15 protein-coding genes are annotated in these 14810 nt (G+C 36.6%); 7 read left to right on the forward strand and 8 right to left on the reverse strand.

From position 1 onward, the window contains the following. Nucleotides 1-11: 11 nt before the first annotated feature. Together ABE099_RS02630 and ABE099_RS02635 are read left to right on the forward strand one after the other, a co-directional pair. The gene (locus ABE099_RS02630) at nucleotides 12-230 is read left to right on the forward strand and encodes a helix-turn-helix transcriptional regulator (protein WP_430027097.1); all 219 of its coding nucleotides are present in this window, start codon (nucleotides 12-14) and stop codon (nucleotides 228-230) included. Beyond that, nucleotides 217-636 carry a hypothetical protein gene (locus ABE099_RS02635; RefSeq protein WP_430027099.1) on the forward strand — a complete coding sequence of 140 codons (420 nt, stop codon included), beginning with the start codon at nucleotides 217-219 and terminating at the stop codon, nucleotides 634-636. The genes ABE099_RS02630 and ABE099_RS02635 overlap by 14 nt, the downstream gene beginning before the upstream one ends. Nucleotides 637-652: 16 nt before the next feature. Here the strand turns inward: ABE099_RS02635 and ABE099_RS02640 are convergent, their stop codons facing one another. Continuing rightward, nucleotides 653-1204 carry a GNAT family N-acetyltransferase gene (locus ABE099_RS02640; RefSeq protein ID WP_430027101.1) on the reverse strand — a complete coding sequence of 184 codons (552 nt, stop codon included), beginning with the start codon at nucleotides 1202-1204 and terminating at the stop codon, nucleotides 653-655. 188 nt (nucleotides 1205-1392) lie between these two features. Here ABE099_RS02640 and ABE099_RS02645 point away from each other — a divergent pair, with 188 nt between their 5' ends. Next, nucleotides 1393-1977: a GNAT family N-acetyltransferase gene (locus ABE099_RS02645; RefSeq protein WP_430027103.1), complete on the forward strand. Its 585-nt coding sequence runs from the start codon at nucleotides 1393-1395 to the stop codon at nucleotides 1975-1977. 57 nt (nucleotides 1978-2034) lie between these two features. Here the strand turns inward: ABE099_RS02645 and ABE099_RS02650 are convergent, their stop codons facing one another. Then, nucleotides 2035-2529, reverse strand: coding sequence for a GNAT family N-acetyltransferase (locus tag ABE099_RS02650; RefSeq protein WP_430027105.1), 495 nt, complete (start codon nucleotides 2527-2529; stop codon nucleotides 2035-2037). Nucleotides 2530-2641: 112 nt separating this feature from the next. Beyond that, nucleotides 2642-3442, reverse strand: a complete 801-nt coding sequence (locus tag ABE099_RS02655; RefSeq protein WP_430027107.1) for a phosphotransferase family protein — start codon at nucleotides 3440-3442, stop codon at nucleotides 2642-2644. Between the two features lie 65 nt (nucleotides 3443-3507). Between ABE099_RS02655 and ABE099_RS02660 the strand changes: the two genes are divergently transcribed. From ABE099_RS02660 to ABE099_RS02675, 4 genes are all read left to right on the forward strand, one after another. After that, a complete protein-coding gene (locus ABE099_RS02660) occupies nucleotides 3508-4167 on the forward strand; it encodes a hypothetical protein (RefSeq protein ID WP_430027109.1) in 660 nt (219 codons plus the stop codon). 193 nt (nucleotides 4168-4360) lie between these two features. Next, nucleotides 4361-5800: a 6-phospho-beta-glucosidase gene (locus ABE099_RS02665; protein WP_430027111.1), complete on the forward strand. Its 1440-nt coding sequence runs from the start codon at nucleotides 4361-4363 to the stop codon at nucleotides 5798-5800. A gap of 243 nt (nucleotides 5801-6043) precedes the next feature. Beyond that, nucleotides 6044-6874, forward strand: coding sequence for a BglG family transcription antiterminator LicT (licT, locus tag ABE099_RS02670; RefSeq protein ID WP_430027113.1), 831 nt, complete (start codon nucleotides 6044-6046; stop codon nucleotides 6872-6874). 278 nt (nucleotides 6875-7152) lie between these two features. Continuing rightward, nucleotides 7153-9072: a beta-glucoside-specific PTS transporter subunit IIABC gene (locus tag ABE099_RS02675; protein ID WP_430027115.1), complete on the forward strand. Its 1920-nt coding sequence runs from the start codon at nucleotides 7153-7155 to the stop codon at nucleotides 9070-9072. A gap of 272 nt (nucleotides 9073-9344) precedes the next feature. Here ABE099_RS02675 and ABE099_RS02680 read toward each other — a convergent pair whose 3' ends face one another. The 5 genes from ABE099_RS02680 to ABE099_RS02700 all read right to left on the reverse strand — a co-directional run bounded on the left by ABE099_RS02680 (nucleotide 9345) and on the right by ABE099_RS02700 (nucleotide 14790). After that, nucleotides 9345-11693, reverse strand: a complete 2349-nt coding sequence (locus ABE099_RS02680) for an ABC transporter permease (protein ID WP_430027117.1) — start codon at nucleotides 11691-11693, stop codon at nucleotides 9345-9347. A 1-nt stretch (nucleotide 11694) separates the two neighbouring features. Beyond that, on the reverse strand, nucleotides 11695-12399 hold the full coding sequence (locus ABE099_RS02685) for an ABC transporter ATP-binding protein (protein ID WP_430027119.1): 705 nt from the start codon (nucleotides 12397-12399) through the stop codon (nucleotides 11695-11697). Between the two features lie 270 nt (nucleotides 12400-12669). Beyond that, complete coding sequence (locus ABE099_RS02690; protein ID WP_430027121.1) at nucleotides 12670-13143, reverse strand: cupin domain-containing protein; 474 nt, start codon at nucleotides 13141-13143, stop codon at nucleotides 12670-12672. Between the two features lie 133 nt (nucleotides 13144-13276). Continuing rightward, nucleotides 13277-13975, reverse strand: coding sequence for a transglutaminase-like domain-containing protein (locus tag ABE099_RS02695; RefSeq protein WP_430027123.1), 699 nt, complete (start codon nucleotides 13973-13975; stop codon nucleotides 13277-13279). Between the two features lie 29 nt (nucleotides 13976-14004). Next, a complete protein-coding gene (locus ABE099_RS02700; protein ID WP_430030423.1) occupies nucleotides 14005-14790 on the reverse strand; it encodes a helix-turn-helix transcriptional regulator in 786 nt (261 codons plus the stop codon). Nucleotides 14791-14810 lie beyond the last annotated feature (20 nt).

A 14810-nucleotide genomic window follows, 5' to 3' on the forward strand; every position in this document is an offset into this window, starting at 1 on the left:
GAGAGAAGGATTTGGAAAATAAGGTGAAGCTTTCGCGAGTTGGAGTGAACTTATCTCAACAACAGTTAGCTGAAAAGATTGGTGTAACACGTCAAACGATTAGCTTAATTGAAAAAGGAAAATATAACCCCACCCTAAGGTTATGCCTTGATATTTGTTATGCCGTGAATAAAACACTTGATGAGGTATTTTGGGTGGAGAAGGAGAGTTATGAACATGAAAAAAATTAAAGATGAACGTTTACAGCTACAAAATCTAAAAAATATTCGCATTATATTCATCGTACAAAATTTGGGGATCATTGGTATTTTAGCTTATGATTATTTTAGTAAAGGTATGGAGGAAATGCGTAATAATCCACTGTGGCTTTTATTTATAATATCGATGATTATTTTAGCATATTTATCCATGAGTATTAGCACCGATTATGAGCGTCAGCCTGCAAACCCTAAAAGGAGTTTAGTGATCTCTTTGGTGGCTTCGGGGTTGATTTGTACGTTAATTGGATTTTTAGTGGCTAAAAGTGAAAGCAACAGAATTTTTGAGGGAACCTTGCTGGGAGGATGTTTATTTATTTGCATACTCATTCCAGTTGTTTACATTTACACTTTAAGAATTAAAGGACAGGAAGAGTAGATAGTGACTCTTCCCGTTACAAATTATCGTTTAACAGCACCATATGAATGTGGTCTTCCCATTTTCCATTAATCAATAAGTAATCGCGGGCTAAACCTTCATGCTGAAATCCTAATTTTTCAACGACACGAAGGGAACGTTTATTTCTTGGCAAAATATTTGCCTCAATGCGATGCAGCTCATAGTTGTTAAATATAATATCGATGCCTTTTTGGATTGCTTCAGTCATATAACCTTGATTGATTTCAGCATAGTCTAGCTTATAGCCAAGATGGCAGGACAAAAAGACGCCTCGAATAATGTTAGAGAAGCCAATCGAACCGATCGTTTTTGTTGAGTCCCCCTTTTTAAAAATCCATACCTTCAAAGCTGTTCCATCCACAATAGATTTGTACTCTTTATCTAAATTCTCTTCATGAAATTCCTTAGTATAAAAGGTATCGTCTCGAAGTGGCTCCCATTCCTCTAAAAAATCTCGATTTCTAACACAATAATCTGCGACAATCTCAGCATCGTTTTTGTCTAATATTTTTAACAACAATCTCTCTGTTTCATATACTCTTTGCATGATGTGATCACGTCACTTTCTTTTTAGTTGGCACAAAAGGCTCATTTTATCGTTATGAATAAGTATTAAGTATTTTATCAATACGAAGCCTTATTTTTCAAGGTTAAATATAGTTTTAAAAAAACATCATTGTATTACTACATATATAGGTATATAATTAGCGGAAATATTTTCTAGGAGCTGAGATAATGAGTGAATCTAATTTTGAACCCATTTTACTAGATTTTCCGGAAAGCTTTGAAAGTGAACGTTTAATTATACGTGCGTTGCAGTGGGGCGATGGAAAGCTTATTAGAGATGCGATCCATGAGAGCTATGATGCTTTAGAACCGTGGATGCCATGGCTAAAAAAGGGAACTACCATAGAGGAGCATGAACTTACTTCACGGAAAGCAAGAATTAATTTTTTAGAGCGCAAAGACCTAAGGCTGGTATTAATCCATAAAAAGACTGGAGAACTGATTGGTTGTAGTGGGCTTCATCGTCTGAATTGGGAGGTTCGGCAATTTGAAATCGGATATTGGCTCCGCACCTCTTATGAGAAGCAAGGTTATATAACCGAAGCAGTTCATGCTATCACTGAGTTTGCAATCAAACACCTTGACGCTAATCGAATTGAAATTTGCTGTGATTCACGTAATGAAAAAAGTGCAAATGTAGCTAGACGTTGTGGCTTTACACTAGAAGGTATTTTACGTAATGATTCCTTGGATGTTAAAGGGGAGCTAGCAAGTACGATGTTATTTACAAAGGTACGGGGATATGAGTTTTAAGTAGGCAAAGGGGGAATCTCAGAGTTTCTTCGAAATCCCCCTTGTTAATATAGATGACTACTTCACCAGTTTCCAGTAGATGAATTCATCATCTCTAGTAACCTCTTTTAATCCAGCCTTTTCTAATATAACAGCAGAAGGCTTGTTGCTAATCAAACATTCAGCCAGAATCACCTTAACCTTTTGTTGTAAGCTTAACCAATCCATGATCGCATTTAAAGCTTCAGAGCCAAAACCTTTTCCTCTTTCATGCTCTACTAATCCAAAACCAATCTCAACTTCGCCATATTCATTAGGTTGTCCATGAAAACCGATGTCTCCAATGATTTTGTTATTAGTTTTGTCTACAATCATCCACGCTTCAAACCCAGTAGGTAATTTACTCACTTCTAAAGAACTGTTTATAATAGGTAAAATATCCATTGTATCTTCTGTAGGCCATTTCTCATCACATTTAATGCCCAAATGTTCGATGTATCGACGATTTCCATTTAATAATGATTTTGTGATCTCCAATGTTAATGGAATTAACGTTAATCTGTTTGTGTTCAAATTGTTTAAATGCAACTTAGTTTCTACCCTTCAATAAATGAATAGCTTATTTGTATCAGTTTATTAGCATGACCTCAAATGTAAACTAGGTCGCAATTGCCGAGGTGACAAGTTAGAAAAATTCGTATAACCCATCCGCAAAATAAACATATTGTTCCTCTGTAATAATTTTTTCACCATAACCATCAAAGAAGGCTTGATAATCGCTTGAAGCTTGAAAAAGATTAGGCTTAGGTCTAGTTGCTAAAGCGACATCATAACGAGGATCACCGTAGGCACCGCCACTCCAATCAATTATGCCGACAATTTTTCCTTGTGCCACTAAAAAATTGTCGATGGTGCAATCGCCGTGAATAAGAGTTTGTGGATGTGAAGAGGGCTGATTTAACTTTAAATGCTCTAATAATTCGGGAGTGCCCTCGGTCGCTTCAAAGTTCAAATTACTTTCAGCTTGTTTTAGCATCTCTTCCAGCCAAGGTGTCTGACGCTTCAATTCTGGGGGACAAGATGTATTATGTATTCGGCGAAGTTCCTCTCCAAAGCTTGACAGTATTTCATGTCTTATGGAAGCATCTTTTTCATCTGTAAGTACTTCACGAATCGTTTCTCCTTGTAAAAATTCCATACAAAGCCATGACTGCATTTCATGAGCCGAATTCGCTTGCTCTAAAAATTGATAAACACTAGGAACAGGAAGCTCAGTATGTGCTAAAACTTGTAAAACTGTGCTTTCCTTTTTTAACCATTCACTATATTGTTGTCCAGTTGCTCTTTTAAGCACAACTAAACCTTTGTCACATTTAACAATTCCTACATTTGATGTAGATCCTTGTCTTGGGAAGGTAATATTATGGATGGTCCCAAGCTCCTTTTTAATTGATTGTGGAATTTCTTTTATTTGAAAGGGGTCCAAGATACTGTTCTCCTTATCTTCATTTTTAATTTTATTATACAATACTTGAAAGGGGGCATGCTCTGATGGTTAATGACGTCAAAGTATTATCCAAATCGCAAATTAGATATGAGCTACCGTTATCAAAAGTCGTTCAAGCGATCAAACACAACAATAAAATTAAAAATTCATGGGAAGTTGTTCAAAATTTTCTGACTTATTGTACGACAGCAAATGTAGATCATCCCAAATCCATCAGGCTTACAATTGATGGGCGACAGGATCGTGAGGTTAATAAGCTAATCCAAGCGGCAACGGAAGCTTTTGGTATATGTGAACAACATTTTGATGGCTCTTATGATTTAAGTCGCTGGCAATTACCCCAATCGAAATTAAATAAAGTCATCGATTTTATGATCAAGCACGAACCTTATCCACAGGCGGTTAGACCGTATATACAACTCAGAATTGATTATGAGTTTTATTTTGTAGAAACTAAATTACAGTGTAGATTACCAGAGCAAGAAGACACCTCGTGTCTTGCTGTAATTTTGCAAAGAAATAGCTGCATATTGCCTGAATTTTGGTTTCCTTTTGCTCAGGTAGATGAATTAAAAAGTTATTTACTTAAAATAGAGCCTTATCTACCCTTTAAGAAGCTAGATACGAAAGCTTTTCGCCTCGTTTCACCTAACAAGAAAAATACCGGAAACGTGAGTAGAAAGTTGAATTTGGATGATTTTTAGCTTTAAACTAAGTTGACAGTATTTAAATTTGTTGCTAAAGTTTTTATTAACGTAATATAAAGTATTTCTGGGAATGTTACCATTTGGGCATAACCTGAGTACGCCACTGTACACTTTTTGTGCGGGCGGTGTGTTCAGGTTTTTTATTTACACTTTTTACTATATCTAATATCTAATCGAGAGGAGTATTACAATGACAAAATCTCAATTTCCAAACGATTTTTTGTGGGGCGGAGCGCTAGCGGCGAACCAATGCGAAGGGGCTTATTTAGCAGGAGGTAAAGGGCTAAGCTCTGTAGATTTACTACCAACAGGCGATAAGCGAAGAAATATTATGAAAGGTGATGTACCTTCCTTTACGCCACTTCAAGGTGATTTTTATCCTTCTCATGAAGCGATTGATTTTTATAATCGTTATAAGGAGGACATCGCTTTATTTGCAGAAATGGGTTTTAAAGCACTACGTGTTTCTATTGCGTGGGCGCGAATTTTCCCAACAGGTGAAGAGGTATTGCCTAATGAGGAAGGTTTGCAGTTTTATGATGATTTGTTTGATGAATTACTGAAGCATAATATTGAGCCTGTCGTAACGCTTGCCCATTTCGATGTACCTGTTGCGTTGATTGAGAAGTACGGTAGCTGGAGAAACCGTAAGATGGTAGAGTTATTTCAGGTTTATGCAGAAACCGTATTAAAACGCTATAAAGATAAAGTGAAATATTGGATGACCTTTAACGAAATTAACATGTTGCTTCATTTGCCGTTCCTAGGTGCAGGGCTTGTATTTAAGGAAGGCGATAATGTGAAGGAATTTCAATATCAGGCAGCCCACCATCAACTTGTTGCTAGCGCATTAGCAGTCAAAGCGTGTCATGAATTGATTCCTGACGCTATGATCGGTTGTATGTTAGCAGCGGGAAGCTTTTATCCGTATACGTGTAACCCTGATGATATTTTCCAAGGGATGGAGAAGGATCGCGAGTCATATTTCTTTATCGATGTACAGTCACGTGGGGAATACCCCGGTTATGCGAAGCGTTTCTTTAAAGATAACAACTTAAATATTGTAACGGAACCGGGCGATGCGGAACTCCTTAAGAACAATACTGTAGATTATATTGGCTTTAGCTACTATTCCAGTCGAACAACAAGTACAGATCCAGAAGTGCAAAAAAATATGACCAGTGGTAATGTATTTGGTTCGATCGCTAATCCTTATTTGGCTAAATCAGAGTGGGGTTGGACTGTTGACCCTAAAGGAATGAGAATTACTGCAAATCAGCTTCATGACCGTTATCAAAAGCCTTTATTTGTAGTGGAAAATGGTTATGGTGCAAATGATATTCCTGACGCTAACGGAGAAATCAATGATGATTATCGCATTGACTACTTGAAGCGCCATATCGCAGAGATGGGTGAGGCGATTGAAGACGGAGTTAATATTATCGGCTATACAAGCTGGGGACCGATTGACATCGTTAGTGCCTCAACGGGTGAGATGAAAAAACGTTACGGATATATTTATGTAGATCGTGACAATGAAGGCAATGGTACCTTAAAGCGGAGCAAGAAAAAGAGCTTTGCATGGTATCAAAAAGTAATTTCATCTAATGGTGTAGACTTGGAAGGGTAATATGTAAACTTCAAAATCATTGTTAAATATAGTGATTTGATGATTGAATAAAAGAGTAGCAAGAGATCAGAAAGTAAAGTTCTGAGCTATCAGAGCTTTCTTTCTCTTGTCTAACTTTTGAGAGTGAAAGCGTTGACATATCAGAGTCTTACAGCTAAACTTAGATCACATTTTGTGTACATAGTTTTTGAAGAGGAAATGTAGCATAATTAAGATGTCATTTATTAGGTTGGGGGTGTTGTTATGAAAATAGCGAAGGTCATTAATAACAACGTAATTAGTGTATATCAAGAGGATAAGACAGAACTCGTTATTATGGGACGAGGGATCGCCTTTAAGAAAAAACCAGGGGATAATGTGGATAAGACCCTAATTCAGAAGGTATTTGCGCTTAAAAATAAACAAACCTCTGATAATTTCAAAATGTTATTGCGTGAGGTTCCGATTGAATTGGTCGAAATTGTTGAGGAGATCGTGAATGATGCTAAGCAAAACTTAGGTAAACAGCTCAATGAAATTATTTATGTTTCTTTAACGGACCATATTAACTTTGCTGTAGAGAGACATCATAAAGGGATTGTTATTAAAAATGCGCTCCTGTGGGAAATTAAGCAATTATATAAAGAAGAGTTTAAGGTTGGACTCAAAATGCTGGAGCAAATTAATCAAAAGCTTAATATTGAATTGCCGGAGGATGAAGCGGCGTTTATTGCGATTCATATTATTAATGCTGAGATGAACGAAGAAGTTAATACAACGATGGACATTACTAGGTTCATGCAACGGATTATTAATATCGTCAAATATCATTTTGGTACTGAATTTGAGGAGGAATCACTGAGCTATTTTCGGTTTATTACCCATTTAAAGTTTTTTGCCCAACGTGTACTTAAGGGTACGCATTATGAGGATAACTATGATCATTTATATAACATGATAAAAGAGCAACATAAAGATGCTGCAGCATGTACTGAAAAAATCAAGGTTTTTGTTGAATCTGAATATGATCATAAGCTGACCAATGAAGAAATGCTGTATCTAACCGTGCATATTGAGCGTGTAGTTAATCGTTAATTTAAGTGTCAAAATAAACCTGTAATTTACGTATTAAATTTGAAATAATCTGTTGACATTGGAATGAAAGCGTTATACTATAAGCCTATATTAAAAATTAAGTATGTAATTAAAGTAATTAAATAACATCGTTTTTGGGATTGTTACTGGTGATGCAGGCAAAACCTGAGTCTTACAAAGTAGTGGACACATTGTCTACTATTTTATAAGGCTTGGGTTTTTATTTTGCCTTCATAATCTAAAAGTTTACTTTTATTCAAAAAAAAGGGGGTCTTCCTATGAGTTATGAAAAATTAGCTAAAGAGATTATTCAAGGTGTAGGGGGAGAAAAAAACGTTGTTTCACTTATTCATTGTGCTACACGGCTTCGGTTTACGCTAAAGGATAATAGCAAGGCAGACAAAGCGGCATTACAGAAAAATGATGGGGTTATTACGGTTAAGGAAAGCGGAGGACAATTACAGGTTGTCATCGGAAATACAGTACCCGAAGTATACAATGCGATTGGTAATGTATCAGGTATTTTAAATGAATCCAAATCCGCAAGTAAATCAAGCGGTAGTGGTGGTCAAGGTGCTAAAAAAGGGATTGGTAGCGTTATTGATATCATCTCTAGCATATTTGCGCCTTTACTTGGGGTCATGGCAGGTGCTGGTATTCTGAAGGGATTGCTACTCATTGCTAGCAACTTCGAATGGCTTCAAAAAACAGATACAACCTATATCATTTTATATGCAGCAGCAGATGCGTTATTTTATTTCCTCCCAATGCTATTAGCGGTGACAACAGCTAGAAAATTTGGCGGAAATACGTTTACAGCATTAACGATGGCAGGTGCATTACTGTATCCAACAATCATTCAGCTTAAAACGGATGGCGTTGCAGCACACTTCTTCGGCATTCCAGTTGTTATGATGAGTTATTCATCTACAGTTATTCCGATTATTTTATCGGTCATTGTGATGAGTCAATTAGAAAAGGTTTGCAATCGTTTTATTCATGAAAGTGTTAAAAACTTTTTAACACCACTGATTTCATTAGTCATTATGTTACCAGTTACTTTGATCGTATTTGGACCATTTGGTGTTTATGTAGGTAACGCAATTGCAGATGGCTTGTTAGCAGCGTTCTCATTTAGTCCATTAATTGCAGGTGCAATTCTTGGTGCAAGCTGGCAGATTCTCGTTATTTTTGGGGTTCACTGGGGTCTTGTTCCTGTATTTATTAACAACATTGCGGTATTTGGTAAAGACGGAATTAAGCCAGCGGCTACTGCTTCTGTATTTGCTCAAACGGGTGCTGCATTTGGCGTTATGCTTCGTACTAAAAATAAAAAGCTTAAAACACTGGCAGGTTCAGCTACAGTGACCGCTTTATTCGGGATTACCGAACCAGCAGTATATGGCGTAACTTTACCACTTAAGCGTCCGTTTATTGCAGGTGTTATTGGTGGTGCAGTGGGTGGTGCAATTATTGGTCAAGCAGGTACACAAGCATTTGCTTCTGGTGCGCCAGGCTTGCTCACATTGCCAATCTTTTATGGACCAGGTGGACAAGGTTTCCCAGGTTTAATTATCGGAATTACCGCTTCATTCCTAGTTTCTGCGATTTTAACCTATGTAATGGGCTTTAAGGATCCAGTTGATGAAACTGAAGATGGAAGCAAACAGGTTGCAAGCTCCAATATTACAGATGTAAGTGTAGCACTTAAAGGTAATGATATTGTTAAAGCTAGCCAAAAGGTATTAAGTCCATTAAGTGGTACTATTCATCCTTTAGCTGATGTACCTGATCCAGCGTTTTCTTCTGAAGCAATGGGAAAAGGAGTTGCGATTAAGCCTTCTGAAGGTCGAGTTGTTGCACCTTTTGATGGTAAAGTAACAGTTGCATTTAAGAAAAAACATGCATTGGCAGTTGTTTCTGACAGTGGTGCTGAGATGTTAATCCATGTTGGTATTGATACTGTAAAGCTGGATGGTCAATATTTTACTTCTCATGTCAAAGAAGGCGATGTGGTTACTGCTGGTCAGTTGTTACTTGAGTTTGATGTGGAGCAGATTGCCGCAGCTGGATATGAGACGGTTACACCTATCATCGTGACAAACAGTACCGATTATGAGGATGTATACGCGCTTCAAAAGGGAGACGTTCAAGTACAAGATGAATTGCTCCAAATTGTAGGTAAAGATAATAATTAATCGTTACAATTAGATACGATAACTAGAGTTCTAAATTTTTAAAAATGGGCGAAAAACACTATGTCTTTTGCCCGTTTTTTTATACTCAGTTTTTAAATCAGTGCTTGACAACTAACCCAAACTAGCGAAGGGACAGAGAGATTCTGGAGATTGTCTTTTAAAATCAAAATTTCACCAATAAATACTTCAATAAAAGGAATTTGATTTTAACAACAAACGTAAGAACTCTCTGTATCGTAGCTACAAGCCTCTAGTCGTTGTCAAGACTGAATTTACTCTAAACTTTTCAGAGATTCGATCATGTTTATATTTTTAACTTTTTTTCGTAACACTAGATTAGATAATATCGTTAGCATATATGCACTCGCAATTGCGATGATAATAATGATTATATTTAAAGAATCTGGAATCTGTTGATGAGTGCTGGCAAGCGCATTAACGACGAGGGCATAAAATTTGCCACCGATTGGGATCGCGATCATAATCGCAAATGTGGTTAAAATGATGTTTTCCCAAAAGATCAGCTTGTTAATTTTATTTTTTTGATACCCTAAAACTTTAAGGGTCGCAAGCTCCCGACTTCGTTCGTAAATATTAATCGAAGAGATCGTGAACATGGAGCTAAAAGAAAGGATTACCGCACAAATTAAAAACATAATAAACATAAAGTTATTTTGCTTTAACATATATTGTCCTATTTCTTTTAAATCACTTTGATCTGAAATGAGTTCAACCTGTTGGTCTTGTTCAAAAAAATGACGGAGGTCAGCCACGCTTGTGGAATCCTTTACTTTAACTAAAAGTGAAGTAGGACTGTACTTTATATCAAATGATGCTAAATAGGTCGGTGTAATATAAAATGAAGGATTTGAATACTGAGAAGAAATACTAACAACGTTCATTTTGATCGACTTATTGTTCATTTCAGGTGTGGTGAATTTGAATGTAACTGTATCTCCTTTTTGAATGTTGTAGGTAGTCGCATATGATTTTGGAACAATCACACCGTGATGTACTAAGTCGATACTTTTGTCATTCTCATCAAAATAATGAATAAGCTTGTTTTCTTTTGGCGTCACAATTAAGGTAGCATTTTCTCTATTATTGTCTGTATGCAGCTCAATAGGCATGCTGGAGAGCGAATAATGACTTTCTATACCTGAAGGTAAGGAGAGCGAATCTGGATTTATTCCAGGCTTATAATCTACCTTTAAATCATACGTATATACTTCATTAATTTGATTGGCTATTTTAAGCATAGAGGCTTGAGTGCCTAAAGCAGTAATTAATAAGGTTGTACTAACAAGTACGCCAATAGAGCTTGCAACTGCCTTTTGCTTATTAAGAAATATATTTCTAAGTATGAGCTTATTGCTATAAGAAAGAGATTTCCATAGTTTAGGTGCTTTCTCTATTAACAGCTTTTTCATTTTTTTAGGTGGTTTTGGTCGCATCGCTTGGGCAGCACATTCTCTTAAAATAGATTTTCCACTTAAATAAACAGAGATGATTCCAAATATACTGGCGATGATCATCGGTGGCACAACCGAAAGCCATGAAAGGGAATAAGTGATGCCAGGCAGTGCATACGATTTTGAACTCGAAGCGGTCACCATTGGAATAAATACAATACTAGAAAGCACACAACCTAAAATTGCTCCAAATATACTTACAAGTAAAGGATAGCCCATATAATGCAACATAATTTTTGAATCCTTTATACCTAATGCTTTCATGATGCCAATCTGGTTACGCTGTGAATCTATCGTTCTAGACATCGTCAGAAATAAAATAATAGCTGAAATAATAAAGAGGACAAGGGGGATAACTTTACTCATCATGCCATTGTTATAAATAGTCTGAGTAATTTGAGTGTAGCCAAAGGAACGTTGTTTACTTATTTGATCCACATACGAAAGTGTATTTGCTTTAGAGAACTCTTCAATACGTTTACCAACCTGATCGATATCTAAATCTTTTTTTACTTTAAGGAGTATTTCATTATAAGAAAGGGTGGTAAAAATATTCGCAATAGTAGCATCTGTCACATAACCAAAACCTTCATTTTTATGATTCTGAGTGGCATTTATCTTTACATATTCTACATTTTCACCCAATCCACTTATCGTAAAATTCACTGTTTTTTCAGGGTATTCGGCACTTTTATTTATCGTTAAGGACAACGTATCGCCAACCTTAAATTGATGTTCTTTAGCATAGTGTGAGTCTAATAAGATTTCATTGCTACTGGTGGGCAGCTCACCTTGGATGACTGTAGGTGTATTAATCGTGTTTTCCTGTGGTAAGGAATGAATGTGTAGTGAAGCCTTATCGCCTTGAAAAAGTTGTGTGGCTTCAAATGTTTTACGAGCCTCAATTTTGCTGATTCCCTCAAGTTTACTTAAGCTAGCTATGTCATCCATAGAAATATCTTTATATAAAACAGTAAGGTCACTTAAATTATGCGCTTGAAAGTAATGTTGTACATAAGCACGTTGCTTACTGCTATAGGTACTTAATCCAGAGTAGAAAAACGCACCAATAGCGATGACTAACATCAATGCAATAAACTGAAGGGGAGCTTGTTTAATTTCTCTTATTAGCTTTTTGAATAATTTCATCTTACCACTCAATCCCTTCAATGCTTTGTTTGTTATCGTTTAGAACAATACTTTCGATTTTACCGCTTTTCACCTTAATAATTTTGTCTGCCATTGGGGCAATCGCTGTATTATGGGTGACTAATACCACGCATTTTTTCGTTTCACGATTCAAGTCCTGTAATAGCTTTAAGACGGCTTTCCCAGTGACATAATCAAGCGCACCTGTCGGTTCATCACACAGCAGTAATAGCGGATTTTTGGCGACCGCTCTCGCGATCGCAACCCGTTGTTGCTCGCCCCCAGAGAGCTGAGAAGGAAAGTTATGTAGTCTATTTTCTAATCCAACTTGATTCAAAATTTGTTTTGGGTCTAAATGATGTTTGCATACTTCAGTTGCAAATTCTACATTTTCCAGTGCATTTAGATTCGGAATCAAATTGTAAAATTGAAATACAAATCCGATCTTTTCTGCACGATAGGTCGTTAATTTTTTTTCATTTAACTTCGTAATATTTTGAGACCCAACGATGACTTGACCAGAGGTTGCCGTATCCATCCCACCAAGAATATTTAAAATCGTACTTTTTCCTGCACCACTTGCCCCTAATATAACGACAAACTCACCTTCTTTAATTGAAAAATCAATCCCATTTAATGCATGAATCGCAACCTCGCCAATCGTGTATTGCTTCGTTACATTTTTAAACTCAATTAGATTTTCCATCAATTTTAGCTCCTTATTTAAAAATTTTATTATTCCATATCTCATTAGTTTCCATATTAAACCAAATGAAGAAAATAACATCGTGCACTCGATGTAAGTTTGTTTCCGTCTTAGGTCGGATTTTCATCTCGGCTATGGGAGTAGTATTGGCGGAAGATTACAGTCTCTATAGGTTAAAAAGTAGGGAAAAAATAGGGCAAAAATAGGTGAAAACAAAAAAAGCATAGGAGAGAAATTCTCCTATACTTTGTGGTTAAAAAAACAATTATTCTACTCGTGGTTCATCGGTTTTCTTGGCTCTACAGTACCAAAGGGATGCTCAGGCGGAGCATAGATCGCATAAAGTTTGAGTGGCTGATTTCCTGTGTTTGTAATATTGTGCCACATTCCAGCGGGAACCATAATGGCGTAACCATCATAAGCCATCGCTTGAAAATCTAAATTTTCCTTACATTGTCCCATTTGAACTAAACCTTGACCTTCTTCAATCCTTAAAAACTGATCTGTTACAGGGTGAACCTCTAGGCCAATGTCTCCACCAACTGGAATACTCATTAAGGTGACCTGTAAGTGTTCTCCTGTCCATAAAGCAGTTCGATAATTGTTGTTTTGTTTTGTTGCTGTGTCAATATTTAGTACAAGTGGTTTGCCACCATAATCGTGTATGTATCCCGTTCCCTGTACAGTCCCGCAACAAGTATTCATGGGCTGACTACTCCAGTAATAGCAAAATCCTGACTCCATGTGAGGTTGCAAGGATTCTGGGTAGGGTGAAGCTTTTCTTGGCGGTTGCCAATATTGTTGTACATCTTAAACGCTCCTTTAGTAGATGATTTTTTATCCTATGCATCTGCCTACTAAAGGGATACAATCACCATCATCCTTGCCGAATATCTCTAACGTTTTTATTCATCAAATGGCGAACGATTTTACTGAAAATTAGCTTTTTAATTAGGCTTAAATTTTGTTGATGTAGGGAAAAAAACTCATCAGGGCTATCAAAGATGCCAAAATCCTGAACGATGCCTTCTTTTTGTACATACGTATCATTTTCATCCCAAAAAATAGCTGGGCTTTGAAAATTATCCGTTGCAACACCATATCCACAAAATGAACCCTTACATTGATCAAATTTTTGCTGAAGCTTTGTTAAATAAGGAATGTCTATGATGAAACCTTCTATATTCAACCACTTTCCATCATATAAAACTTCAATCCAGCTATGGATAATTTCTTGAGGAGATAACTTGTAGTACCAACCAATCATAGCACCTTTTTGTAATTGCTTATGAATCGTAAACCCATGGATTCGACAAGGGATATTGAGTGCTCGTAGCAATGCCATAAATAAAATACCTTTCGTATTACATTGGCCATAACCATCTGTCAGCACCTCTGAAGCAGAGATATAATCACTGCGATTATAGCCAAATTCGATCTCATCACGAACGTAATTATACACATGAAGAATTTGTTCCTTCACACTTAGAGTAGTCCACTTACGACTATAAATTAAATTTTGAATTTTTGGGTGATCGTAGTTTAAAAGTTCTGTTTGTACTAGATAATTTTGCATGATCGACACCTCCTGCCAACATTGTATCGTTAATTTAAGGAGGAAACTTGCAAAAACACGCTATCTTTCCGAATATCCTTTGCAGTCATGCCAAGTAATTTTTTACTTGTATTTGCGAAATGGGAAGGGGTATCAAAGCCAGCTATCATTGAAGCTTCTGTAATACTATGTCCGTTAAAAATGAGATACGATGCCTTTTGGAGCTTATGTAACAAAATATAGCCACTTAGAGAGATCCCAGTGTTTTCCTTAAATAGATGTGACAATCTGCTGTTGGATAAACCGATTTGTTTAGCATAATAACCGATAGAGTGATCAGAATCTGTACAATCCTTAATGGACTGGATAAGCTCTTTGATACGGGGATCAGTCACATCAGGTTGCGTATAATCTAAGTTAAACAATTCCATCAGCCGTTCCAAAAAGAGATGATAACTTTCACTACTTTGGACTAGGGGGAGCTGGGTTTTAATAAATTGAGCGATGGCTCTAAGATTAATGATTCCGATGTGATTTGACTGCTCAGAAGGAAATACAGTATAGGCTTGTTGACCTAAATATTGTTTAAAGGCAGTTGCTATATTTGAAGTGCTGTCCAAAAGAAGTAGCAATAACGGTCGTCCTGATTCTTGTAAACGATGGCTCACATTTGAATTAATAATGATGCCTTCTGTATTTAATAGTTGACCTTCAACCTCAATCTCAAAGGGAGTTTCTATAGCAATTGTCACTTGAATAAAAGAATGCTTATGGAAATCAGCATCAATCGTATCAGAGAGCACCAAAATATGATGCTCTGCGCCATATAAATGCATCAAGTAGCCTTTACCCCCTA

Source organism: Paenibacillus turicensis (assembly GCF_050461185.1).
In the GTDB taxonomy this organism is placed as follows: Bacteria; Bacillota; Bacilli; order Paenibacillales; family Paenibacillaceae; genus Fontibacillus; species Fontibacillus turicensis_A.